This is a genomic window from Streptomyces sp. RK62 (genome assembly GCF_018070255.1).
Lineage (GTDB): Bacteria > Actinomycetota > Actinomycetes > Streptomycetales > Streptomycetaceae > Streptomyces > Streptomyces nigra.
This window is the reverse complement of sequence record NZ_JAGPYD010000007.1, coordinates 141,771-166,430: the sequence shown is the minus strand read 5'-3', so window position 1 is coordinate 166,430 and position 24,660 is coordinate 141,771. Positions and strand designations below refer to the sequence as shown.

The 24,660-nt window shown below is 71.1% G+C and carries 19 protein-coding genes and 1 tRNA gene; 10 read left to right on the top strand and 10 right to left on the bottom strand.

The window, feature by feature from the left end:
• Positions 1–109: 109 nt before the first annotated feature.
• Positions 110–1,195 carry a metallophosphoesterase gene (locus KBY32_RS15330; protein WP_055621013.1) on the bottom strand — a complete coding sequence of 362 codons (1,086 nt, stop codon included), beginning with the start codon at positions 1,193–1,195 and terminating at the stop codon, positions 110–112.
• Between the two features lie 315 nt (positions 1,196–1,510).
• Positions 1,511–2,623, bottom strand: coding sequence for a LacI family DNA-binding transcriptional regulator (locus KBY32_RS15325; protein ID WP_079033560.1), 1,113 nt, complete (start codon positions 2,621–2,623; stop codon positions 1,511–1,513).
• Between the two features lie 427 nt (positions 2,624–3,050).
• Between KBY32_RS15325 and hisC the strand changes: the two genes are divergently transcribed.
• From hisC to KBY32_RS15300, 5 genes are all read left to right on the top strand, one after another.
• Positions 3,051–4,130, top strand: a complete 1,080-nt coding sequence (hisC, locus tag KBY32_RS15320) for a histidinol-phosphate transaminase (RefSeq protein ID WP_055621011.1) — start codon at positions 3,051–3,053, stop codon at positions 4,128–4,130.
• A 150-nt stretch (positions 4,131–4,280) separates the two neighbouring features.
• Positions 4,281–5,789, top strand: a complete 1,509-nt coding sequence (locus KBY32_RS15315) for a cytochrome ubiquinol oxidase subunit I (protein ID WP_055621010.1) — start codon at positions 4,281–4,283, stop codon at positions 5,787–5,789.
• A gap of 20 nt (positions 5,790–5,809) precedes the next feature.
• The gene (cydB, locus tag KBY32_RS15310; protein ID WP_108707747.1) at positions 5,810–6,814 is read left to right on the top strand and encodes a cytochrome d ubiquinol oxidase subunit II; all 1,005 of its coding nucleotides are present in this window, start codon (positions 5,810–5,812) and stop codon (positions 6,812–6,814) included.
• A gap of 12 nt (positions 6,815–6,826) precedes the next feature.
• The gene (gene cydD, locus KBY32_RS15305) at positions 6,827–10,321 is read left to right on the top strand and encodes a thiol reductant ABC exporter subunit CydD (RefSeq protein ID WP_210980438.1); all 3,495 of its coding nucleotides are present in this window, start codon (positions 6,827–6,829) and stop codon (positions 10,319–10,321) included.
• 101 nt (positions 10,322–10,422) lie between these two features.
• Positions 10,423–11,490 carry a M23 family metallopeptidase gene (locus KBY32_RS15300; RefSeq protein WP_210980437.1) on the top strand — a complete coding sequence of 356 codons (1,068 nt, stop codon included), beginning with the start codon at positions 10,423–10,425 and terminating at the stop codon, positions 11,488–11,490.
• 22 nt (positions 11,491–11,512) lie between these two features.
• Here KBY32_RS15300 and KBY32_RS15295 read toward each other — a convergent pair whose 3' ends face one another.
• The 5 genes from KBY32_RS15295 to KBY32_RS15275 form a co-directional block, all read right to left on the bottom strand.
• Positions 11,513–12,421, bottom strand: a complete 909-nt coding sequence (locus tag KBY32_RS15295; RefSeq protein WP_374224945.1) for an HAD family hydrolase — start codon at positions 12,419–12,421, stop codon at positions 11,513–11,515.
• 100 nt (positions 12,422–12,521) lie between these two features.
• Positions 12,522–13,424 (bottom strand): LLM class flavin-dependent oxidoreductase, encoded by a 903-nt coding sequence (locus KBY32_RS15290; RefSeq protein WP_055621005.1) that lies wholly within the window; start codon positions 13,422–13,424, stop codon positions 12,522–12,524.
• 41 nt (positions 13,425–13,465) lie between these two features.
• Entirely contained in the window at positions 13,466–13,912 is a 447-nt protein-coding gene (locus tag KBY32_RS15285) for a hypothetical protein (RefSeq protein WP_210980435.1), read from the bottom strand.
• Positions 13,913–14,028: 116 nt separating this feature from the next.
• Positions 14,029–14,577: an RNA 2'-phosphotransferase gene (locus tag KBY32_RS15280; RefSeq protein ID WP_210980434.1), complete on the bottom strand. Its 549-nt coding sequence runs from the start codon at positions 14,575–14,577 to the stop codon at positions 14,029–14,031.
• A gap of 180 nt (positions 14,578–14,757) precedes the next feature.
• Entirely contained in the window at positions 14,758–16,515 is a 1,758-nt protein-coding gene (locus KBY32_RS15275) for an SDR family oxidoreductase (RefSeq protein ID WP_210980433.1), read from the bottom strand.
• Positions 16,516–16,782: 267 nt separating this feature from the next.
• On the opposite strand from KBY32_RS15275, the gene KBY32_RS15270 reads away from it, so the two are divergent.
• From KBY32_RS15270 to KBY32_RS15250, 5 genes are all read left to right on the top strand, one after another.
• Positions 16,783–17,760 carry an ABC transporter ATP-binding protein gene (locus KBY32_RS15270; protein ID WP_055621001.1) on the top strand — a complete coding sequence of 326 codons (978 nt, stop codon included), beginning with the start codon at positions 16,783–16,785 and terminating at the stop codon, positions 17,758–17,760.
• Entirely contained in the window at positions 17,750–18,685 is a 936-nt protein-coding gene (locus tag KBY32_RS15265) for an ABC transporter permease subunit (RefSeq protein ID WP_108707738.1), read from the top strand. Before KBY32_RS15270 ends, KBY32_RS15265 begins: the two co-directional genes overlap by 11 nt.
• The gene (locus KBY32_RS15260) at positions 18,682–19,593 is read left to right on the top strand and encodes an ABC transporter ATP-binding protein (protein WP_210980432.1); all 912 of its coding nucleotides are present in this window, start codon (positions 18,682–18,684) and stop codon (positions 19,591–19,593) included. Before KBY32_RS15265 ends, KBY32_RS15260 begins: the two co-directional genes overlap by 4 nt.
• 9 nt (positions 19,594–19,602) lie before the next feature.
• Complete coding sequence (locus KBY32_RS15255; RefSeq protein WP_115504375.1) at positions 19,603–20,322, top strand: ABC transporter permease subunit; 720 nt, start codon at positions 19,603–19,605, stop codon at positions 20,320–20,322.
• Between the two features lie 263 nt (positions 20,323–20,585).
• Positions 20,586–20,670: transfer RNA gene (locus KBY32_RS15250), tRNA-Ser, on the top strand.
• 243 nt (positions 20,671–20,913) lie between these two features.
• Here KBY32_RS15250 and KBY32_RS15245 read toward each other — a convergent pair.
• From KBY32_RS15245 to pheA, 3 genes are all read right to left on the bottom strand, one after another.
• Positions 20,914–21,705 carry an HAD family hydrolase gene (locus KBY32_RS15245; protein ID WP_210980574.1) on the bottom strand — a complete coding sequence of 264 codons (792 nt, stop codon included), beginning with the start codon at positions 21,703–21,705 and terminating at the stop codon, positions 20,914–20,916.
• Between the two features lie 65 nt (positions 21,706–21,770).
• A complete protein-coding gene (gene serS / locus KBY32_RS15240; protein WP_210980431.1) occupies positions 21,771–23,048 on the bottom strand; it encodes a serine--tRNA ligase in 1,278 nt (425 codons plus the stop codon).
• 610 nt (positions 23,049–23,658) lie between these two features.
• A complete protein-coding gene (gene pheA / locus KBY32_RS15235; protein ID WP_055620996.1) occupies positions 23,659–24,591 on the bottom strand; it encodes a prephenate dehydratase in 933 nt (310 codons plus the stop codon).
• Positions 24,592–24,660 lie beyond the last annotated feature (69 nt).

Genomic DNA, 24,660 nt, shown 5'->3' with positions numbered 1-24,660 from the left:
GATGGTAGAGCGGTGACGGCACACGGTGACAGGGGGTTTGCCAAAATTGGGCCCCCGTCCGCGCCTCCGCGCGCCCCCCGTGACCGGGGGACGCGGCATCGGTGGACGGTCAGACCTGCAGCGGAAGTTGCTGGACCAACAGCTTTCCGGCCATGGTCACACCGCCGTCCATCGCGATCGCGAGGCCGTCCGCGTAGACGTGCGGGCCCTCGACCAGCGGACCCGAGTCGTCCTCGCCCTCCTCGGAGCCGACCTCGCCGAGCAGATACGGGATCGGGCTGTGGCCGTGAACGATGCGGGTGCCGCCGTACGTATCGAGCAGGGAGCGCACGGCCTGTGCGCCGCCCTCGTCGCGGAAGGAGAACCGCTTGGTGAACTTGCGGAACAGGTCCCAGACCTCGTCGGCGTCGTTGCGGGTCAGCGTCTCGCGGACGGTGTCGTTGACCTCCTCGATGGACCGGCCGTAGTCGAGGTAGGCGGTGGTGTCGGAGTGCACTAGCAGATGTCCGTCCACCTCCTCGACGGCGTCGAGCCGGGACATCCACTGCAGGTGGTGGTCCTGGAGGCGGTCCATGTCGGTCTTCTGCCCGCCGTTGAGCAGCCAGGCCGCCTGGAAGGTGGCGGTGCCCGCGCCCGAGTTGACGGGGGTGTCGCCGAACCGCTTGGCGCCGAGGAGCAGCAGTTCGTGGTTCCCCATGAGGGCCTTGCAGTAGCCGCCGGAGGCGGCGGCCTCCGCGGACAGCCGCATCACGAGGTCGATGACGCCGATGCCGTCGGGGCCGCGGTCGGTGAAGTCGCCGAGGAACCACAGCCGCGCGGTGCCCGCGCACCAGCTGCCGGCCGCGTCGATGAGGCCCTTCTCCCGCAGGGCGGCCGTCAGCTCGTCCAGATAGCCGTGCACGTCGCCGACGACGAACAGCGGTCCGGGGCCGGCGGTGGTCTGCCGGTCCGGGACGGCGGCGGGCTCGACCTGCACCTGGACCGTGTCACCGCGCTGGATGACCGGGAGGTCGCGCTCGGTGGGCGTGTATCCCTCGGGGTAGGTCTCCGGGTACGTCTCGGCGGGCGGTGGCACCACGTCGGGGTGCGCGCTGTGGGCGTACGGACCGGTCTCGTGGACGTAAGCGGGCACCCGGAAGTCGCGCAACGTCGCCGTCCGCTCCACCTCGGGTCCCTGACCGGCCCCCTGAGTCATCAGACCCCTCCACCATCGCGCCGCAGCTGCACCGCTTCGGACTGCCTGGTCGCAGCGGCCCGCGGTGTCGTGGGCCCATCATAGGAATGCCGATCGCGCCATGTGATGACCCAGGGGTGGTGAATCGGAGCAGGACTCCCGTCCGACGCGGCTTTCGCCCCGATCGGGCCGGAAATCGCCCACTCGACGACCGGCCCCGGACGCACCCCCGGACCTGTGTGCGACGTGCCCCGGGGCGCGTTTCCAGCGGTCCCGGAAGTCCCGGCAGTCCCAGCGGTCCTAGCGGTCCTAGCGGTCCTAGCGGACCGGTAGGACCTAGCGGTCCTCGGGAGACCTCGGCGGGCTGACCGTCGTGCGCGGCGGGCGTCGCTGGGACGAGGTGCGCACGATCAGCTCCGTCGGTATCACCTGCTCGACCGGCTGCTCCGAGTCGACGCCCTCGATGGCGTCGATGAGGAGCTGCACGACCGCCGTGCCGATGCGGCGCGGCTTGAGCGAGAGCGTGGTGATGGGCGGCTCGGTGTTCGCGTACACCGTGGATTCGCTGCAGCACACCAGAAGCAGGTCGTCCGGTACGCGCAGGCCGTAGCGACGGGCGGCGGCGAGCAGATCGGTGCCGTTCGGGTCGAAGAGGCCGTAGACCGCGTCGGGCCGGTCCGGGCGGGCGAGCAGCCGGTCGGCGGCGACGGCGCCCGCGCACGGGTCGTGCGCCGGGTAGGCCTCGTACACCGGGTCCTGGCCGACCCGCTCGCACCAGCGCAGATACGCGGTGGTCGACAGGTGCGTGTACGTGTCCGTCGTGGTGCCCGTGAGCAGGCCGATACGGCGGGCGCCGGCGTCGGCCAGGTGGTCGAGGATGCCGAGGACGGCGGCCTCGTGGTCGTTGTCGACCCAGGCGGTGACCGGCAGCGAGCCGGCCGGGCGGCCGTCGGAGACGACCGGCAGCCCCTGCCGGACCAGCTCGCTGACGACGGGGTCCTGGTCGGAGGGGTCGATGACGACGGTGCCGTCCAGGGCGACGTTCGACCACACGTCGTGGCGCGAGGTCGCGGGGAGGATCACGAGGGCGTAGCCGCGGGCGAGCGCGGCCGAGGTCGCGGCCCGGGCCATCTCCGCGAAGTACGCGAACTCCGTGAAGGTGAAAGGTTCATCCCCGTACGTGGTCACGGTCAGGCCGATGAGGCCCGACTTGCCGGTACGGAGGGTGCGGGCGGCGGCCGACGGGCGGTAGCCCAGCCGGTCGGCGACCTCGCGGACATGGCGTCGGGTGGCGTCGGGGAGCCGGCCCTTGCCGTTGAGGGCGTCGGAGACGGTCGTGATGGAGACCCCGGCGGCGGCGGCCACGTCTCTGATACCCGCCCGGCTGGACCGGCCGCCTCGACGAGAGGTTTCCGCGCGGCTCACCTGGTGCTTCCCTGCTGCTGTCATGGCGAGCCGATAGTAGGGCTCATGGGGTGGGGTAGTGCGGACGCATATGCACGCGTTGACAGGCACGTTTCTGCATGGTCATCCGACGCCAATTCCCTTGGAAGTCAAGGAAGTTGAACGATCCAATAGTAGGACGTGACGTGTCGGCGGGTGTGGGCCTGCCCCGTGCCCGATGTTTCGAAGAGGTCTCAACTCACCTGCACGAGGGATGCGCGCCACGGCGCGAGCTACCGGCGCATAGATATATGTGCGGCGCGCCCCTGCTTTCGTACGCCTTCGTGCGGCGATGCCCTGGATGGAGGTGTGACGCAGTGGTCGGACAGCCGGTCCGCCTCCCCTGTACGCATCGGAGCCGAATCCTCATAAGGTGAGGAGTATTGGAGCCGGCGGTGGTGATGGGCCGCCGGTGGTCGCGAGGAGGACTGCGGTGAGCGAGACGAGCCCCAAGCTGCGCGCCGAGCTGGAGGGGATCCCCACCTACAAGCCGGGCAAACCCGCCGCGGCCGGTGGGCCGGTGGCCTACAAGCTGTCCTCGAACGAGAACCCGTATCCGCCGCTGCCCGGTGTGATGGAGACCGTGGCCGCCTGTGCCGCGTCGTTCAACCGCTACCCGGACATGATGTGCACCGGGCTCATGGACGAGCTGTCCGAGCGCTTCGCCGTCCCGGTGACGCACCTGGCCACCGGCACCGGCTCGGTCGGTGTGGCCCAGCAGCTCATCCAGGCCACCTCCGGTCCGGGCGACGAGGTCATCTACGCCTGGCGGTCCTTCGAGGCGTACCCGATCATCACGCAGATCAGCGGCGCCACGTCGGTCCAGGTGCCGCTGACGCCGGGCGATGTGCACGACCTGGACGCGATGGCCGACGCGATCACCGAGCGGACCCGGCTGATCTTCGTGTGCAACCCGAACAACCCGACCGGCACGGTCGTGAGGCGGGCCGAGCTCGAGCGGTTCCTCGACCGGGTGCCCAAGGACGTCCTGGTGGTGCTGGACGAGGCGTACCGCGAGTTCATCCGCGACCCCGAGGTGCCGGACGGCGTGGAGCTCTACCGCGACCGCCCGAACGTCTGCGTCCTGCGGACCTTCTCCAAGGCGTACGGCCTCGCCGGTCTGCGGGTGGGCTTCGCCATCGCCCATGAGCCGGTCGCGGCGGCGCTGCGCAAGACGGCCGTCCCGTTCGGCGTCAGCCAGATCGCGCAGGAGGCGGCCATCGCCTCGCTGCGCGCGGAGGACGAACTGATCGGCCGCGTGGGCTCGTTGGTGTGCGAGCGCAACCGTGTCGTCGAGGGTCTGCGCGGGCAGGGCTGGACGGTGCCGGAGACCCAGGCCAACTTCGTCTGGCTGCGGCTGGGGGAGCGCACGGTCGCGTTCGCGCAGGCGTGCGAGCAGGCGGGTGTGGTGGTCCGGCCGTTCCCGGGCGAGGGCGTGCGGGTGACGGTCGGCGAGGCCGAGGCGAACGACATCTTCCTGAAGGTGGCGGAAGGCTTCCCCAAGGAGAAGTAGCAGGTCGAGGGGCCTGGCCGGGCATCGCATCCCGGTCAGGCCCCTGGGTTGACCGCGGGTAACAGGACCCCCCTACGGAAGGGAACACGCGTGCTGCATAATGGCTTGTGAATGTGAACGCTTTCACAAGCGTAGGTAAGGAGCGGCGACGTGGACCTGGCTCTGGCGCCGGAGACGCTGGCGCGATGGCAGTTCGGCATCACCACCGTCTACCACTTTCTGTTCGTCCCTCTGACGATCTCGCTGGCCGCTCTCACGGCCGGACTGCAGACCGCGTGGGTGCGCACGGAGAAGGAGAAGTACCTCAGGGCGACGAAGTTCTGGGGCAAGCTCTTCCTGATCAACATCGCGATGGGCGTCGTCACGGGCATCGTGCAGGAGTTCCAGTTCGGCATGAACTGGTCCGACTACTCCCGCTTCGTCGGTGACGTCTTCGGCGCTCCCCTCGCCTTCGAGGCCCTGATCGCCTTCTTCTTCGAGTCCACCTTCATCGGGCTGTGGATCTTCGGCTGGGACAAGCTGCCGAAGAAGATCCACCTGGCCTGTATATGGATGGTCTCGATCGGCACGATCCTGTCGGCGTACTTCATCCTGGCCGCCAACTCCTGGATGCAGCACCCCGTCGGCTACCGGATCAACGAGGCGAAGGGGCGGGCCGAGCTCACCGACTTCTGGCTCGTGCTGACCCAGAACACCGCGCTCGCCCAGGCCTTCCACACCCTGTCGGCGGCCTTCCTCACCGGTGGCGCGTTCATGGTCGGCATCGCCGCCTTCCATCTGCTGCGCAAGAAGCACATCCGCGAGATGAAGACCTCGCTGCGGCTCGGCCTGGTCACCGTCGCGATCGGCGGCCTGCTGACCGCCGTCAGCGGCGATGTGCTCGGCAAGATCATGTACGAGCAGCAGCCGATGAAGATGGCCGCGGCCGAGGCCCTGTGGGACGGCGAGCAGCCGGCGCCCTTCTCTGTTTTCGCCGTCGGCGACGTCGACAAGGGCCACAACAAGGTCGCCGTGGAGATCCCCGGCCTGCTGTCCTTCCTGGCCAAGGACGACTTCTCCTCGTACGTCCCGGGCATCAACGACATCAACAAGGCCGAGCAGGAGAAATACGGGCCCGGTGACTACCGGCCCAACATCCCGGTCGCCTACTGGGGCTTCCGCTGGATGATCGGCTTCGGCATGGCGTCCTTCACGATCGGGCTGGCGGGCCTCTGGCTGACCCGGAAGAAGTTCCTGCTGCCGCAGCATCTGCGGGTCGGCGACGACGAGGTGCCGCATCTGGTCCTCCTGCCCCACAAGGCGCTCGGCCCGAAGCTGACCAGGTGGTACTGGCGCATCGCGATCTGGACCCTGGCCTTCCCGCTGATCGCCAACTCCTGGGGCTGGATCTTCACCGAGATGGGCCGCCAGCCCTGGGTCGTCTACGGCGTCCTGCGCACCCGTGACGCGGTCTCCCCCGGTGTCTCCCAGGGCGAGGTCCTCACCTCGATGATCGTCTTCACCGCGCTCTACGCCGTCCTCGCGGTCGTCGAGGTCAAGCTCCTCGTCAAGTACATCAAGGCCGGTCCGCCCGAGCTGACGGAGGCCGACCTGAACCCGCCCACGAAGATCGGCGGCGACTCCCGGGACGCCGACAAGCCGATGGCCTTCTCGTACTAGGCCGAGGGAGCTGCACAGTCATGGAACTGCACGACGTCTGGTTCGTCCTGATCGCCGTCCTGTGGATCGGCTACTTCTTCCTGGAGGGCTTCGACTTCGGAGTCGGCGTCCTCACCAAGCTGCTCGCCCGCGACCGGCCCGAGCGGCGGGTGCTGATCAACACGATCGGCCCCGTCTGGGACGGCAACGAGGTCTGGCTGCTCTCGGCGGGCGGCGCCACCTTCGCCGCCTTCCCCGAGTGGTACGCCACGCTCTTCTCCGGCTTCTATCTGCCGCTGCTGCTGATCCTGGTCTGCCTGATCGTCCGGGGTGTCGCCTTCGAGTACCGGGCCAAGCGGCCCGAGGAGACATGGCAGCACCGGTGGGAGCAGGCCATCTTCTGGTGCTCCCTGCTCCCGGCGTTCCTGTGGGGTGTGGCGTTCGGCAACATCGTGCGGGGCGTGAAGCTGGACCAGAGCCATGAGTACGTCGGTGGCGTCCTGGATCTGCTCAACCCGTACGCCCTGCTCGGCGGTCTGGTGACGCTGACCCTCTTCACCTTCCACGGTGCCGTGTTCACGGCTCTCAAGACCGTGGGGGAGATCCGGGAGCGGGCGCGGGCCCTGGCCCTGCGCGTCGGACTCGTGACCGCGGCGCTGGCCCTGGTCTTCCTGCTCTGGACGCAGGTCGAGAACGGGGACGGGCAGAGCCTGGTCGCGCTCGTCGTGGCCGTCGCCTCCCTGGTCGCCGCGCTCGTGGCCAACCAGGCGGGACGCGAAGGATGGTCGTTCGCCCTCTCCGGCGTCACCATCGTGGCCGCCGTGGCGATGCTCTTCCTGACGCTCTTCCCGAACGTCATGCCGTCCTCGCTGAACGACGAGTGGAGCCTCACGGTCACCAACGCCTCGTCGAGCCCCTACACCCTGAAGATCATGACCTGGTGCGCGGTCATCGCCACACCGGTCGTCATGCTCTACCAGGGCTGGACCTACTGGGTCTTCCGCAAGCGGATCGGTACGCAGCACATCGCCGAACCCGTGCACTGAGGTGTGTTTCACGTGAAACCAATCGACCCCCGTCTCCTGCGGTACGCACGCGCCACCCGGCTGTTCCTGATCGCGGTCGTCGCGCTGGGTGCCGTGGGAGCGGGTCTGGTGATCGCCCAGGCGATGCTCATCGCCGAGACCGTGGTGGGCGCCTTCCAGCAGGGCCTGTCGGCCGCCGAACTGCGTACTCCCCTGGTGCTGCTGGTGGCGGTGGCCGCCGGCCGTGCGCTGGTCGCCTGGCTCACCGAGCTGGCCGCCCATCGGGCGAGCGCGGCGGTGAAGGCGGAACTGCGCGGGCGGCTGCTGGAGCGGGCGACGGAGCTGGGACCCGGCTGGCTGGACGGCCGGCGGACCGGCTCGCTGGTCGCCCTCGCCACCCGGGGGGTCGACGCCCTCGACGACTACTTCTCCCGCTACCTCCCCCAGCTGGGACTGGCGGTCGTCGTCCCGGTGGCGGTGCTGGCGCGGATCGTGACCGAGGACTGGGTGTCGGCGGCGATCATCGTCGGCACCCTGCCTCTCATCCCCGTCTTCATGATGCTGATCGGCTGGGCCACCCAGTCCCGGATGGACCGTCAGTGGCGGCTGCTGTCCCGGCTGTCCGGCCACTTCCTGGACGTCGTCGCCGGTCTGCCCACCCTGAAGGTGTTCGGCCGCGCCAAGGCACAGGCCGAGTCGATCCGCCGGATCACCGGCGAGTACCGCCGCGCCACGATGCGCACGCTGCGGATCGCCTTCATCTCCTCCTTCGCCCTGGAACTGCTGTCGACGCTCTCGGTGGCCCTGGTCGCCGTGTCCATCGGCATGCGGCTCGTGCACGGCGAGATGAGCCTGTACGACGGACTGGTCGTCCTGGTGCTGGCGCCCGAGGCCTATCTGCCGCTGCGCCAGGTCGGCACGCAGTACCACGCGGCGGCCGAGGGACTGTCCGCCGCCGAGGAGATCTTCGAGGTGCTGGAGACCCCCGCACCGGCCACGGGCGGTGCGGCGGTCCCGCCGGGCGCGGTGACCTTCGACGGCGTCTCCGTCCGCTACCCCGGCCGCTCCACCGACGCCGTGTCGGACGCGTCCTTCACGGTCGAGCCCGGTGAGACGGTCGCCCTGGTCGGCCCGAGCGGTGCCGGCAAGTCGACGCTGCTCAACGTCCTGCTGGGCTTCGTACGGCCCACCGAGGGCCGCGTCCTGGTCGGGGGAGCCGATCTGGCGGAATTCGACCCGGCGCAGTGGCACGCACGTGTCGCCTGGGTGCCGCAGCGCCCGCATCTGTTCGCCGGGACCGTCGCCGAGAACGTAAGGCTGGCCCGACCCGACGCGGACGACGACGCCGTACGCCGGGCGCTGCGGGACGCCGGGGCGCTGGAGTTCGTCGACGCGCTCCCCCAGGGCACCGCGACCGTGCTCGGCGAGGACGGGGCGGGGCTGTCCGCCGGGCAGCGGCAACGCCTCGCGCTGGCCCGGGCGTTCCTCGCCGACCGGCCCGTGCTGCTCCTCGACGAGCCCACGGCCGCCCTGGACGGCGCCACGGAGGCCGAGGTCGTGGAGGCCGTACGAAGGCTGGCCGTGGGCCGGACCGTCCTGCTCGTGGTGCACCGCCCGGCACTGCTCGACGTGGCCGACCGGGTCGTACGGCTGGCGGCACCCGAGGCACCGCTCAGGTCGGAAGCCACACCGCACCGGGCCGCCGTCGGCCGTCCGGTCGAGCATGCCCACCCCGTGGAAGCCGCCGACAGTGAGGTGCTGCGGGACATGGCCGTCGGGCGGGGCGTCCTCGGCCGGGTGCGGGCGATGTCCGGGGCCCGGCGCGGGCGGCTGGGTCTCGCGCTGCTGCTGGGCAGCCTGGCGCTCGGCAGTGCCGTCGGGCTCATGGCCACCTCCGGCTGGCTGATCTCACGCGCCTCGCAGCAGCCGCCCGTGCTGTATCTGATGGTGGCGGTGACGGCGACGCGCGCCTTCGGTATCGGACGGGCCGTGTTCCGGTACGCGGAGCGGCTGGTGTCGCACGACGCGGTGCTGCGGATGCTCGCCGACACCCGGATCGCCGTGTACCGGCGGCTGGAGCGGCTGGCGCCCGCCGGGCTGCGGCGCACCCGGCGCGGCGATCTGCTGACCCGGCTGGTGGCGGACGTGGACGCGCTGCAGGACTACTGGCTGCGCTGGCTGCTGCCCGCGGGCGCCGCCGCGATCGTCTCCGCCGGAGCGGTCGGCTTCACGGCGTGGCTGCTGCCCGAGGCCGGTGCCGTGCTCGCGGCCGGGCTGCTCGCGGCCGGCGTGGGCGTCCCGCTCGTCACCGGCGCCGTGGCCCGCCGCGCCGAACACCGGCTCGCCCCGGCCCGGGGCGTGCTCGCCACCCGGGTCACGGACCTGCTCACCGGCACCGCCGAACTGACCGTCGCCGGGGCCCTGCCCGGCCGTACCGCCGAGGCCCGCCGGGCGGACGGCGTGCTCACCCGGATCGCCGCACGGGCCGCCACCGCGACCGCCCTCGGCGACGGGCTCACCGCGCTGGTCTCCGGGCTCACCGTCGCCGCCACCGCGCTCGTGGGCGCCCAGGCGGTCGCCGGCGGACGGCTGAGCGGTGTGTCGATGGCCGTCGTCGTCCTCACCCCGCTGGCCGCGTTCGAGGCCGTGCTCGGGCTGCCGCTCGCCGTGCAGTACCGGCAGCGGGTGGGCCGCAGCGTCGAACGGGTCGTCGAGGTGCTGGACGCGCCCGAGCCCGTACGGGAGCCGTCGGCTCCGCGGCAGGCGCCCGACGCGCCCTTCCCGGTGGTGCTCAGCGGTCTGACCGCGCGTCACGAGGGCCAGGAGCGGGACGCGCTCGCCGCCTTCGACCTGATCCTGGAACAGGGCCGCCGGATCGCCGTCGTCGGCCCGTCGGGGTCCGGCAAGACGACGCTGGCACAGGTGCTGCTCCGCTTCCTGGACGCGGACGCCGGTGCGTACACGCTGGCCGGTGTGGACGCGGCCGCACTGGACGGGGACGACGTACGGCGGCTCGTCGGGCTGTGCGCCCAGGACGCGCACCTCTTCGACAGCTCCGTGCGGGAGAACCTCCTGCTGGCCCGCAAGGACGCCACCGAGGCCGAACTGCGGGACGCCCTGGAACGGGCCCGGCTGCTCGACTGGGCGGACGGGCTGCCCGACGGACTGGACACGCTCGTCGGGGAGCACGGGGCACGGCTGTCGGGCGGCCAGCGGCAGCGCCTCGCGCTGGCCCGCGCACTGCTCGCCGACTTCCCCGTCCTCGTCCTCGACGAGCCCGCCGAGCACCTCGACCTGCCGACCGCCGACGCGCTGACCGCCGACCTGCTCGCCGCCACCGAGGGCCGTACGACCGTGCTGATCACCCATCGGCTGGCCGGGCTCGAGGCCGTCGACGAGGTCGTCGTCCTGGACGCGGGACGCGTGGTGCAGCGCGGCCCGTACGCCGAACTGGCGGCCGTCGAGGGACCGCTGCGGGCGATGGTCGAGCGGGAGGCGGCCGCCGATCTGCTCGTGGGAGCGGTGTGACCCGGCGTCAACGCCCGTACTGCCCCGTCCGCAGCAACGGGTCCCCCGGCCGGCGGACCTGAACAGGACCGCCCACGCGTGACGGGTCCAGGATCGCTGACATGCGTTCACCTCACCGTCGCCCCCGGGTCCTTCCGGTGCTGCTGTGCGCGCTCGCCCTGCTGATGTCCCGGCCCACCGTCTCCGTCGCCGACGACACTCCGAGTGGGGACGGCCCCGGCGCGCTGGGGCTGAGCGCGCAGGTGGTGCGGCTGTACGAGGACGCGGCCCAGGCGACGAGCCGGTACGAGCGCGGACGGCAGGAGGCCGAGGCGCACCGCGCGCAGGCGCTGCGGATCGAGAAGCTGCTCGACCGTGAGCGGCGCGAGCTCGGGGTGCTGCGCGAGGACCTGGGCCGGATCGCCCGGGCCCAGTACCGCACCAGCGGCGGGATGCCGCTGACCGCGCAGATCGTCCTCGCGTCGAGCCCCGAGGAGCTGATGCGCGGTCAGCATGTGTTCTCGCAGACCAATCTGGCCGTCAACAACGCCATCGAGAAGAGCCGGCGGGCCGAGGACCGGCTGGTGAAGGACGAGGCGAAGGCCGTCGCCGCGTGGGAGGGCCTCCAGAAGCGCAACACCGAGCTCGCCGAGCTGAAGAAGACGGTGGAGCGCACCCTGGACGAGGCGCGGTGGCAGTTGCAGGGCGAGGCGGACGCCGCGGTGGCGGCCGGGTCCTGCCCCGGTGCCGTACGGCTCGACCAGAAGCGGAAGAAGCTCTCCACCGCCTGGGTCGCCCCGGTCGAGACCTACGCCCTGTCGGCGTCCTTCGGCAGTGGCGGGCAGCGGTGGGCTCACCGGCACACCGGGCAGGACTTCGCCGTGCCGATCGGCACGCCGGTGCGGTCGGTCGCGGACGGCCGGGTGGTCAAGGTGTCGTGCGGCGGGGCCTTCGGGATGGAGGTCGTCGTCCTCCACACCGACGGCTACTACACGCAGTACGCGCACCTGGCGTCCGTCGCGGTCGACCAGGGCGAGCGCGTCGACGCCGGCCAGTGGATCGGCCAGTCGGGCACCACCGGCAACTCGACCGGACCGCATCTGCACTTCGAGGTGCGGATCACCCCGGAGCTGGGGTCGTCGGTGGACCCGGTGCCCTGGCTGGAGGAGCGCGACGTACACCTCGGGTGACGTGCACCCCGGGTGACGGCCGTCAGTAGTGCTCCGCCAGCAGCTGCTCGATGACGACGGCGACGCCGTCCTCGTTGTTGGCGACCGTCTGCCCCGAGGCGGCGGCGATCACGTCCGGGTGCGCGTTGCCCATCGCGTAGGAGCGACCCGCCCACGTCAGCATCTCGACGTCGTTCGGCATGTCCCCGAAGGCGACGACCTCCTCGTGCGAGATGCCGCGCTCGGCGCAGCACAGGGCGAGGGTGCTGGCCTTGGAGACCTCGGGTCCGCTGATCTCCAGCAGGGCGCTGGGGCTGGAGCGGGTGACACCGGCCCGGTCCGCGATGGCGACCCGGGCGAGAGTCAGGAAGGCGTCGGGGTCGAGCGTGGGGTGGTAGGCGAGGATCTTCAGCACCGGCTCGGCGGCACCGGGGCCGTCCGCCGCGAGCAGGTCCTCGGCCGGGGCCAGCTCGTCCGGGACCTCCATGTGCAGCTTGGGGTAGTCCGGCTCCTGGTGGAAGCCGTAGGTCTGCTCGATCGCGTACACCGTGCCGGGCGCCGCGTCCCGCAGCAGCCGTACGGCGTCCAGCGCGTTCTCCCGGGCCAGCTCGCGGACCTTCACGAACCGGTGGGCGCCGGGCCCGCCGTGCAGATCGACCACGGCGGCGCCGTTGCCGCAGATCGCCAGGCCGTGACCGTGGACGTGGTCGCTGACGACGTCCATCCAGCGAGCGGGGCGGCCGGTCACGAAGAACACCTCGACGCCCGCCTTCTCGGCGGCGGCCAGCGCGGCGACGGTGCGCGGGGAGACCGACTTGTCGTCCCGCAGCAGGGTGCCGTCCAGATCGGTGGCGATGAGCCGGGGGCGGACGACCGGCCCGCCGTCCTGCCCGAGCGAGGCCGAGAGCGCGGGGGACGCCGGGTTCTGGGGCTGTCGAGTCGCTGAGGTCACGCGTTCATTCTCCCGCATATGCCAGCTCGCCCGTGCAGGAGTCCGCACATCTGATGCGGCACCTGAGGAGATACCGCCCCCGCAGGCACCAGCGGCAGCCTCACCGGAGCTGCGCCCCGGCCTCCATGGCGATCTGCTCGAAGACCTTCACATCGGCCGCGAAGTCCGAGTCCGGGATCGGCCAGTGCACCACGATCTCCGTGAATCCCAGCTCCTGATGGCGGCCCGCGAAGTCCACGAAGGCGTCCAGCGACTCCAGCGGACGTGCGCGGTCCGGGGTGAACCCGGTCAGCAGCACCTTGTCGAGCGAGCCCGGCTCCCGGCCGGCCTCCGCGCAGGCGTCACCCAGCTTCTCGATCTGCCCGCGAATGGCTTGAACCGACTGTTCGGAAGTGCCGTTCTCGTACAGCTTCGGGTCGCCCGTGGTGACCCACGCCTGCCCGTACCGCGCCGCCAGCCGCAGCCCGCGCGGCCCCGTCGCCGCCACCGCGAAGGGCAGCCGGGGGCGCTGCACACACCCCGGGATGTTCCGGGCCTCGTGGGCCGAGTAGAACTCGCCCCGGTACGACACCGAGTCCTCGGTGAGCAGCCGGTCCAGCAGCCCCACGAACTCGGTGAACCGGTCGGCGCGCTCGCGCGGGGTCCAGGGGTCCTGCCCCAGCGCGGTGGCGTCGAAGCCGGTGCCGCCGGCGCCGATCCCCAGGGTGATCCGCCCGCCCGAGATGTCGTCGAGAGAGATCAGCTCCTTGGCGAGGGTCACCGGGTGCCGGAAGTTCGGCGAGGTCACCAGCGTGCCCAGACGGAGCCGGTCGGTGACGGCCGCGGCGGCGGTCAGCGTGGGCACGGCACCGAACCACGGGCCGTCCCGGAAGCTGCGCCAGGACAGATGGTCGTAGGTGTAGGCCGCGTGGAAGCCGAGCTGCTCCGCACGCTGCCATGCCTCGCGGCCTCCCTCGGACCAGCGGCGGTACGGGAGGATCACGGTGCTCAGGCGCAGACTCATGGGTCGAGCGTATGCGGCCGGTCGGGTTTCACGTGAAACGGTCACCGCACGCGTGTGCTCAGCCACGGAGTGAGGCTGAGCGGCGGCATGAACTCCTTGTGGGTCCGGTCGCCCGGCAGCGGAACGATCAGGAAGTGGCCGGGCGGGAAGCGCCGCACCCGGACATGGGCGAGGCCGTCGTAGAGGGCGCGGACGAAGGCGGGCACGTCGTCGCGGTCGACGTCCGGGCAGTCGACGCCCTCGACGGAGATGAGCGCGTCGTCGTCCGGATAGAGCCGCACGCTCACCCGGGGCGAGCCGCCCAGCTCGACATAGGCCTCGTGCGGCAGCGAGCCGTCCGGGTCCGTGGTCACCCCGACTCCGGCGGCGCTGCGGCGGGAGGTCTGGTCGGCACCGATGTCATGGGTCACCTCGATGGCACGGCCGTACTCGGAGGCGAGGGCGCGCAGCGCGGTCACGGCGGACTCGGTGGTGGGGAAGTGGTCCATACCACCGATCATGCAGGAGGAGCAGGCCGCCGGAGCGGAATCGAGGGCCTTTCGTTTGGATCAGGCCGGATCAGGGACCCCGCGAGCCCGGCCTGATCCAAACGAAAGGCCCTCGGTCAGTGCGCCTCGGGGAACCGTAGATACTCCGGCGGAACGGCCTTCGTCAGCCAGACCCCGTTCGCGCTGGCATGGAAGACATGCCCGTCGCGGTGCATGGCGCCGGTGTCCACGGAGAGCACGACGGGGCGGCCGCGCCGGGCGCCGACCCGGGTGGCGGTCTCACGGTCGGGCGACAGATGCACGTCGTGCCGGTTCATCGGCCTCAGCCCCTCGGCGCGGATCGCGCCCAGATGGGCGGCCACGGTCCCGTGGTAGAGGTACGGCGGCGGGGTGGCGGGGGCGAGCCCCAGGTCGACCTCGACGCTGTGCCCCTGGCTGGCGCGGATCCGGGTGCCGTCCACGGCGAAGCGCTTCTTGTCGTTGGCCGCCACCACATGGTCCAACTCGTCCCGGGTGAAGGAGAAGCCGTGCGCCCGCGCGGCGGCGATCAGCGTGTCGATCTCCACCCAGCCGCCCTCGTCCAGCACGAGACCGATCCGCTCCGGCTGATGGCGCAGATGCTTCGAAAGATACTTGGACACCTTCACGGTGCGTCTCTCGTCCATGCCTCCCAGCCTGCCGGGAGCGAGAGGAATCACGCGAACGATTTCGCGAAGCAGGTTTGGTCCACAGCCAAGTGCCCTTATCCACAGGGGAATTGGCAATCCTGTGGAGAAACGGCGCCCAGAAGCAACCGAGTCGGCAGGCGAAACCGGCCACCCGCCTACAACCGCGGCCCCACCCGCCTACAGCCGCGGCTCCACCCGCGCGAGCCTGCGCAGCGCCCTCGGGGCGAACCGCGCCAGCAGATACGTCCCGCGCGCCTCCGGTGTCACCGGGACCACCGCGTCACCGCGCACCACCGCCCGCAGGATCGCGTCGGCGACCTTCTCCGCCGGGTAGTTCCGCCGCCCGTACCAGCGCGCCGACCGCTTCCGCAGCCGCTCCTGCTCCTCGGCGTCGACCCCGGCGAAGCGCGCGGTCGAGGTGATCGGGGTGTTGATGAACCCCGGGCAGATCGCCGTCACGCCGATGTCCTGTCCCGCCAGCTCCGCGCGCAGGCACTCGCTCAGCATCAGCACGGCCGCCTTGGAGGTGCTGTAGGCGGGCAGTGCCTTGGACGGCTGGTAGGCGGCGGCCGACGCGACATTGACGATGTGCCCGCCCTGCCCCCGCTCGGCCATCTGCCTCCCGAACAGCCGGCAGCCGTGGATCACGCCCCACAGATTGACGTCCAGGACCTCCTTCCAGTCCTCTGGGGTCGTGTCGAAGAAGGAGCCCGCCAGCCCGATCCCGGCGTTGTTCACCAGGACGTCCACCACGCCGTACTCGGCGGTGACCTTCGCGGCCAGCTTCTCCATGGCCGGACCGTCGGAGACGTCGGCCGTCTCCGCCCAGGACTCGGGCGCCCCCATCAGCCGGGCCACCTCGGCGGTCGTCGCGGCCGACGCGGCGTCCCGGTCCACGGCCACCACCCGCGCCCCGGCCGCCGCGAACGCGTACGCCGTCACCCGCCCGATGCCGCTGCCCGCGCCCGTGACCAGCACGAGCTGCCCGCCGAAGCGGTCCGTGTGCTTCCCGGTCGCCGGCGCCCGCTTCGGCCGTCCGTCCTCCACCGACGTCACGAACTCCTTGATCCACGCGGCTAGCCGGTCCGGCCGGGTGCGCGGTATCCAGTGCCGGGCGTCCAGGGTGCGCCGGGTCAGCCGCGGCACCCAGTGCTCCAGTCCGTCGTACAGCCGCTCCGACAGGAAGGCGTCCCCGAGCGGCGTGATGAGCTGCACGGGCGTGTGCGCGTAGGCGTCCTCGCGCGGGCGGCGCAGCCGCGCCCGGACGTTGTCCCGGTACAGCCACGCCCCGTGGGCGGCGTCCGACGGCAGCGACGCGGTGGGGTAGCCGTCGCCGGAGGCCTTCTCCAGGCGCTCCAGGATGCGCGGCCAGCGCCGGCCGAGGGGGCCGCGCCAGGCCAGCTCGGGCAGCGCGGGGGTGTGCAGCGCGTACACGTACCAGGACTTGGCGCCCTGCCCGAGCAGCTGCGCGAGCCGGCGCGGGGTGGGACGACGCAGCCGCCCGTTGATCCAGTGCCCGAAGTGGTCGAGGGACGGCCCCGACATCGAGGTGAAGGAGGCGATCCGGCCCTCGGCGCGCCCGACCGTGGCGAACTCCCAGCCCTGCACCGAGCCCCAGTCGTGCCCGACGAGATGCACCGGCCGGTCCGGGCTGACGGCGTCCACCACGGCCAGGAAGTCGTCCGTCAGCTTCTCCAGCGTGAACCCGCCGCGCAGCGGCCGGGGCGCCGTGGACCGGCCGTGCCCCCGGACGTCGTACAAGACGACGTGGAAGTGCCCGGCCAGCCGCTCGGCGACCTCGGACCACACCTCCTTGCTGTCCGGGTAGCCGTGCACGAGGACGACCGTCGGCCGTGCCGTATCGCCGAGTTCGACGACACACAGCTCCACCCCGCCGGTCGCCACCCGGCGCTCACGCGCACCCTGAAGGGTCACTTCTCCTCCGCCCCGCACCCGGTTCCCGCACCCTCCGGTCGCCGTACGTGCCCGTAACGTGACACCCGCGAATCTGACACCTGTTGGAGATCGCGTCAACAGGGTCACCGGCGCCTGTGGAAAAGCCGCACGATGGGGAAAATCAGGGCCAGGCCCCTTCGACCTCAGGGTGATCCCCAGGGCCGAGTAGTCCTGGAGTCTGACCCCGAAACAGCTCTGCGGGGTGACGCCCGGCGTGGCACGGGTCACTACCTTCGTGGTGTGACTGTGATCGCGACCGAAAGCCTGAGCAAGCGGTTCCCCCGGGTGACCGCGCTTGACCGGCTGACCATGGACATCGGGCCCGGGGTGACCGGACTCGTCGGGGCCAATGGAGCCGGCAAGTCCACCATGATCAAGATCCTGCTGGGTCTGTCCCCCGCGACCGAGGGCCGTGCCGAAGTGCTCGGACTCGACGTCGCCACCAAGGGTGCCGCCATCCGTGAGCGCGTCGGGTACATGCCCGAGCACGACTGCCTGCCGCCCGACGTCTCGGCCACCGAGTTCGTCGTACACATGGCCCGGATGTCCGGCCTGCCGCCGACCGCCGCGCGCGAGCGCACCGCGGACACGCTGCGCCACGTCGGCCTGTACGAGGAGCGCTACCGCCCCATCGGCGGCTACTCGACGGGCATGAAGCAGCGCGTCAAGCTCGCGCAGGCCCTTGTGCACGACCCGCAGCTGGTCTTCCTCGACGAGCCGACCAACGGCCTCGACCCGGTCGGCCGCGACGAGATGCTCGGCCTGATCCGCCGGATCCACACCGACTTCGGCATCTCGGTCCTGGTCACGTCCCATCTGCTGGGCGAGCTCGAACGCACCTGCGACCACGTCGTCGTCATCGACGGCGGCAAGCTCCTGCGCTCCAGCTCCACCACCGACTTCACCCAGACCACCACCACCCTCGCCGTCGAGGTCACCGACAGCGACGAGCACCCCGATGGCACCCGCGCGGTGCGCGACGCGCTCCACGCGCGCGGGGTCGACGTCCTCGACGGCAGCGCCGGCCTCCCCGGCGCCGGGCACATCCTGCTGCTCACCGCCGAGGGCGACGAGACGTACGACCTGGTGCGGGACGTCGTCGCCGACCTCGGCCTCGGCCTGGTCCGCATGGAGCAGCGCCGGCACCACATCTCGGAGGTCTTCCAGGACGGCGAGCAGACCGCCGACGCACAGCGGAAGGAGGCGGTCGGCCATGGCGGTTGAGCAGCCCACACGGACCCCGGCCCCGCAGCCGGGCGACCAGACCCGGATCCACAACATCGGCTACCGCAGCTACGACGGCCCACGCCTCGGCCGTTCGTACGCCACCCGCTCGCTGTACTCGCAGTCCCTGCGCGGCGCCTACGGCCTCGGCCGCTCGGTGAAGTCCAAGGTGCTGCCGATGCTGCTGTTCGTGGTGATGTGCGTGCCCGCGGCCATCATGGTGGCCGTCGCGGTCGCCACCAAGGCCAAGGACCTGCCCGTCGACTACACGCGCTACGCGATCATCATGCAGGCCGTCATCAGCCTGTACGTCGCTTCGCAGGCACCCCAGTCGGTCTCCCGGGACCTGCGCTTCAAGACCGTGCCGCTGTATTTCTCGCGGCCCATCGAGACCGCCGACTACGTCCGGGCGAAGTTCGCCGCCCTGGCCTCCGCGCTGTTCATCCTCACCGCGGCCCCCCTGCTGGTGCTGTACGTGGGCGCGCTGCTGGCCAAGCTGGACTTCGCCGACCAGACCAAGGGATTCGCACAAGGACTCGTCTCGGTGGCACTGCTCTCCCTGCTGTTCGCCGGCATCGGCCTGGTCATCGCCTCGGTCACGCCGCGCCGCGGCTTCGGCATCGCGGCCGTGATCGCCGTCATGACGATCTCCTACGGCGCGGTCTCCACGCTCCAGGCCATCGCCCACGCGCAGAGCCTCGGCGACGACGGCGGCAGCAGCGGTGCCATCGCCTGGATCGGGCTGTTCTCGCCCGTCAGCCTCATCGACGGCCTGCAGTCCGCGTTCCTCGGCGCCACCTCCACGTTCCCGGGCGGGAACGGACCCGGCACCGGCGAGGGCGTCGTCTACGCCGTCGCCGTCCTCGGCCTGATCGCCGCCGCCTACGGCCTCCTGCTGCGCCGCTACAAGAAGGTGGGACTGTGACCTCGCTCCAGATCGACCACGTCTCCCGCTGGTTCGGCAACGTGGTCGCCGTCAACGACATCACCATGACGATCGGCCCCGGCGTCACCGGCCTCCTCGGCCCGAACGGCGCCGGCAAGTCCACCCTCATCAACATGATGGGCGGCTTCCTCGCCCCCTCCACCGGCACCGTCACCCTCGACGGACAGCCGGTCTGGCGCAACGAGGCCATCTACCAGCACATCGGCATCGTCCCCGAACGCGAGGCGATGTACGACTTCCTCACCGGCCGCGAGTTCGTCGTCGCCAACGCCGAACTGCACGGACTGGGCGCCAAGGCCGCCCAGAAGGCGCTCGCCACGGTCGAGATGGAGTACGCGCAGGACCGCAAGATCCAGACGTACTCCAAGGGCATGCGCCAGCGCGTGAAGATGGCGAGCGCCCTCGTCCACGACCCCTCGCTGCTGCTGCTCGACGAGCCGTTCAACGGCATGGACCCCCGGCAGCGGATGCAGCTGATGGACCTGCTGCGCCGCATGGGCGACGAGGGCCGCACCGTGCTGTTCTCGTCCCACATCCTCGAAGAGGTCGAGCAGCTGGCCTGGCACATCGAGGTGGTCGTGGCCGGACGGCACGCGGCCAGCGGCGACTTCCGCAAGATCCGCCGGCTCATGACCGACCGGCCGCACCGCTACCTGGTGCGCTCCAGCGACGACCGCACCCTCGCGGCCGCGCTGATCGCCGACCCGTCGACGTCCGGCATCGAGGTCGACCTGACCGAGGGCGCGCTGCACATCCAGGCCGTCGACTTCGGCCGGTTCACCGCGCTGCTGCCCCGGGTCGCCCGCGACCACGGCATCCGCCTGCTCACGGTCTCGCCGTCCGACGAGTCCCTCGAGTCCGTCTTCTCGTATCTGGTCGCGGCGTAGGAGGCCACAATGTACGACCCCACAGTCGCCCGGCTCACATACCGAGCCCTGCTCGGCCGGCGCCGGGCCCTCATCCTGGGCGCGCTGCCGCTCCTGCTCATCGTGATCGCCGTGGCCGTCCGCGGTCTCGCGGGAGCGGACGACCAGACGGCGTCCGACCTGCTCGGCGGGCTCGCCCTGGCCACGATGGTGCCGATCATCGGCGTCATCGCCGGCACCGGCGCCATCGGCCCGGAGATCGACGACGGCTCGGTGGTGTACCTGCTGTCCAAGCCGGTGAAGCGGCCCACGATCATCTTCACCAAGCTGATCGTGGCGATCGCCGTGACGATGGTGTTCTCGGCGCTGCCGACGTTCGTCGCGGGCTTCATCCTCAACGGCAACGGCCAGCAGATCGCCGTCGCGTACACGGTGGCCGCACTCGTCGCCTCCATCGCCTACGCCGCGCTGTTCCTGCTCCTCGGCACGGTCTCCCGGCACGCCGTGGTCTTCGGCCTGGTCTACGCGCTGGTCTGGGAGGCTCTGTTCGGCTCCCTGGTGCCGGGCGCGCGCACTCTGAGCGTCCAGCAGTGGTCGCTGGCGGTGGCGGAGAAGGTCGCCGGCGGCGAGATGGTCACCTCGGACGTCGGCCTGACGACGGCCACGGTGCTGCTGGTGCTGGTGACCGTGCTGGCCACCTGGTACGCGGGCCAGAAGCTGCGGTCGCTGACGCTCGCCGGCGAGGAGTGAACGCGGCTCCCGGATTATTCGGTGGCGCCCAAGTCGGCGTCCCGGCACCATGGTTGTGCCGAGGACGCCGGCCTGGTCCGGCGCCACCGTCTGGGAGAGGAGCTGAGCGATGTCCCTGCACGACAGTCCGTTCGGCTCCCGTCAGGGCGGACCGCGGCGGGTTCCGGTGTAGTTACCCCACCGTCGAGCCCGCTTCCGCACGGGAGCCGCCCGGGGCGGCCGCTTCGAGCACGCGATGTCGCTCTCGCGTGGGCCGCCCACCCGGAGGATTGGCCGAGAGGTAAGGCACCGGCTTGCTGAGCCGTGGTCGGGGGAGACCCCGCGCACGTTCGATCCGTGCATCCTCCGCGAGACGTTTGTCACTGGGACTGGGCCACGTACGCCGTGGGGTCGCGGTCGAGGGTTGGCCGCGGGCCGGCTGTGGCTGGTCGCGCAGTTCCCCGCGCCCCTTGGGGTTGGAGCGGTTGCCCGAGTTGGCGGTGCGGGGTGAGTCTCGCGGTCGTGGGGCGGGTGCGGGTCGGCTTCGGCTGGTCGCGCAGTTCCCCGGGCCCCTTGGGGCGGAGCAATTGCCGTGGCCCCTGGGCGGGGCGGTCAGCCGAGCAGGCGCTCCAGGACGATCGCGATGCCGTCGTCCTCGTTGGACGACGTCACCTCGTCCGCCACCGCCTTGAGTTCGTCGTGGGCGTTGGCCATGGCCACGCCGTGCGCGGCCCACGCGAACATCGGGATGTCGTTCGGCATGTCGCCGAAGGCGATGGTGTCCGCGGCCTTCACGCCCAGCCGGCGGGCCGCCAGGGACAGCCCGGTCGCCTTGGACAGCCCCAGGGGCAGCAGCTCGACGATGCCCTCACCGGCCATCGCCACCGTGACGAAGCCGCCCGCGGCCCGGCGGGACGCCTCGGCCAGCTCATCGTCCGACAGCTCCGGATGCTGTATGTAGATCTTGTTCAGCGGGGCGCCCCACAGATCCGACGCGTCCGTGAACGGCGTCGAGGGCAGCGCGCCCGTCAGCGCGTAACCCGGGCCGACCAGCACATCCCCGTCCAGACCGTCGCGGCTCGCCGCCAGATACAGCGGGCCGACCTCGGCCTCGATCTTGGCCAGCGCCACCCCCGCCAGCTGCCGGTCCAGCGTCACGGACGTCAGCAGACGGTTCTCACCGGCGTGGTAGACCTGCGCGCCCTGACCGCACACCGCGAGGCCCTGATAGCCCAGATCCTGAAGGATGTGCCGCGTCCACGGGACCCCGCGGCCGGTGACGACGAGGTGCGCGGCGCCCGCCTCGGTCGCCGCCGCGAGGGCGTCACGGGTGCGCCGCGAGACCGACTCGTCGGAGCGCAGCAGCGTCCCGTCCAGATCGGTCGCGATCAGCTTGTACGGCAGGCCGCCGCGGCCGGCCGGAAGACCGGCCGCGGAGCCCTCGGTGTCGTCGGCGCAGGCGGTGCCGCTCACTTGGCCACCGGCTCCAGGACCTCGCGGCCGCCCAGGTACGGGCGCAGGATCTCGGGGACCCGGACGGAGCCGTCGGCCTGCTGGTGGTTCTCCAGCAGGGCCACGATGGTGCGCGGGACGGCGCACAGGGTGCCGTTGAGCGTGGCCAGCGGCTTGACCTGCTTGCCGTCACGGACGCGGATCGACAGCCGGCGGGACTGGAACTCGCCGCAGTCCGACGTGGACGTCAGCTCGCGGTACTTGCCCTGCGTCGGGATCCACGCCTCGCAGTCGAACTTGCGGGCGGCCGAGGAGCCCAGGTCGCCCGAGGCGACGTCGATGACGCGGAACGGCAGCTCCAGCGACGTCAGCCACTGCTTCTCCCACTCCAGCAGGCGCTGGTGCTCGGCCTGGCTGTCCGCCGGGTCGACGAAGGAGAACATCTCGACCTTGTCGAACTGGTGCACACGGAAGATGCCCCGGGTGTCCTTGCCGTGCGAGCCGGCCTCGCGGCGGAAGCAGGGCGAGAAGCCCGCGTAGCGCAGCGGCAGCTGGTCGGCGTCGAGGATCTCGTCGCGGTGGTACGAGGCGATGGCCACCTCGGAGGTGCCGACCAGGTAGAGGTTGTCCTTCTCCAGGTAGTAGACGCCGTCGGCGTCCTGTCCCAGATAGCCGGTGCCGGCCATCGACTCGGGGCGCACCAGCGCGGGCGTCAGCATCGGCGTGAAGCCGGCCGCGGTGGCCTGGGCGATCGCCGCGTTCACCAGGGCGAACTCTAGGAGGGCGCCGACGCCGGTGAGGAAGTAGAAGCGGGATCCGGAGACCTTGGCGCCGCGCTCGACGTCGATCGCGCCGAGCAGGTTGCCGAGCTCCAGGTGGTCCTTCGGCTCGAAGCCCTCGGCGGCGAAGTCACGGATCTCACCGTGGGTCTCCAGCGTGACGAAGTCCTCCTCGCCGCCGATCGGGACGTCGGGGTGGACGAGGTTGCCGAGCTTGGCCAGCAGCTCCTGGGTCTCGGCGGCGGCGGCGTCGCGCTCGGCGTCGGCGGCCTTGACGTCGGCGGCCAGCTGGCTCGCCTTCTTCAGCAGCTCCGCCTTCTCGTCCCCGGAGGCCTTGGGGATGAGCTTGCCGAGCTGCTTCTGCTCGGCGCGGAGTTCGTCGAAGCGGACGCCGGACGACCTGCGCCGCTCATCGGCGGACAGGAGGGAGTCGACGAGCGCGACGTCCTCTCCACGGGCGCGCTGCGAGGCGCGCACTCGGTCGGGGTCCTCACGGAGCAGGCGAAGGTCAATCACGTGCCCCAGGCTACCGGGGCCTGGCGCGCGCCCACGACTCACTATTCCGATACGAGGCTTACGTTGCGTTATGGGGGAATTGCGAGCCGTGTCAATAAAGCGTGTCCCGCCCCCTGGAAGAAGCAGCTGCGGGGCGGCTCGTTGACCTGATTCCCTTGGGGGGAACGGGACTTGGGGTCGTGTTGTCCACAGGGATCCCCAGTCTCCGAAAAGTTATCCACAGGCTGTGTGGAAGAACTGTGGATGTCGGAATCGATCACTCCGCAACGCGTCGATCTCCTCGTGGATTCCCGGGACAAACCCGCCTCACCCTCACCTTTGGAGGGACATTGCGCGGGCTTGGGAGGGAAAGGGGTCGCCCCAAAGGATTGCGCAAGGGAAAAGAGTGGACGAAGGGTGATGTGCACGAAGAGGGCTGCGAAGAGGTCCTGAGGACCGATTTGTCGACAGACTGACCCTTGTCTGTCGACTTGTCCCCAGGTCGAGAAGCGGACCTGTGGAAAACTCCTGTGGATAACGACTATCAGCAGGTAGGACCGGCGCGGCGCACACCCGACGTCCCACAGAACAAGCGCGGCTCAGTACCGGCGCGGCTCACAACCGGCGCGGTTCAGAACCGCCCGTCCTGGCAGCGCGCCACCCAGTCCGCCGCCGAGACGAACTCCTCGTCCGACGTCCCCAGCCGCGGCGCGTCCACCTCCGAGGGCTTCAGGTCCGCCCGCGGATACGACCCCAGGAACCGCACCTGGAGACAGATCCGCTTCAGACCCATCAGCGCCTCGGCGACCCGGCGGTCGGAGATATGCCCCTCGGCGTCGATGCAGAAGCAGTAGTTGCCGATGCCCGCGCCGGTCGGACGGGACTGGAGCAGCATCAGGTTGATCCCCCGGGTGGCGAACTCGCCGAGCAGATCGCGCAGCCCACCGGGATGGTCGTCCCGCTGCCACAGCACCACCGACGTCTTGTCCGCCCCGGTCGGCGCGGCGGGCCTGGCCGGCCGGCCGACCAGCACGAACCGCGTCTGCGCGTTCTCCGCGTCGTGGATCCCGGTCTCCAGCGCCACCAGGCCGTACCGCGCGGCGGCGAACTCACCGGCGAAGGCGGCGTCGTACTGGCCCTCCTGGACCAGCCGCGCGGCGTCCGCGTTGGACGCGGCGGACTCCCAGTGGGCGTCCGGGAGATTGTTCTTCAGCCAGTTGCGCACCTGGGGCTGGGCCGCCGGATGGGCGGAGACCGTCTTGATGTCCGACAGCGCGGTCCCGGGCCGGACCAGCAGCGCGAAGGTGATCGACAGCAGCACCTCGCGGTAGATCATGAGGGGCGCGCCCGCGACCAGCTCGTCGAGCGTGGTCGTGATGCCGCCCTCCACGGAGTTCTCGATCGGTACGAACGCGGCTTCCGCCTCGCCGGCGCGCACGGCGTCGAGCGCGGACTGCACGGACACGTACGGGATCAGCTCCCGGGTCGCGGCCTCGGGAAGCGTGCGCAGGGCGACCTCGGTGAAGGTGCCCTCGGGGCCCAGATAGGCATAGCTCGCTGGCATGACCTCACCCTAATGGGCCTGGCGGAACCGGGCGGGCGCATACGGCCCCGTCCACCCGGGAGAGCGACC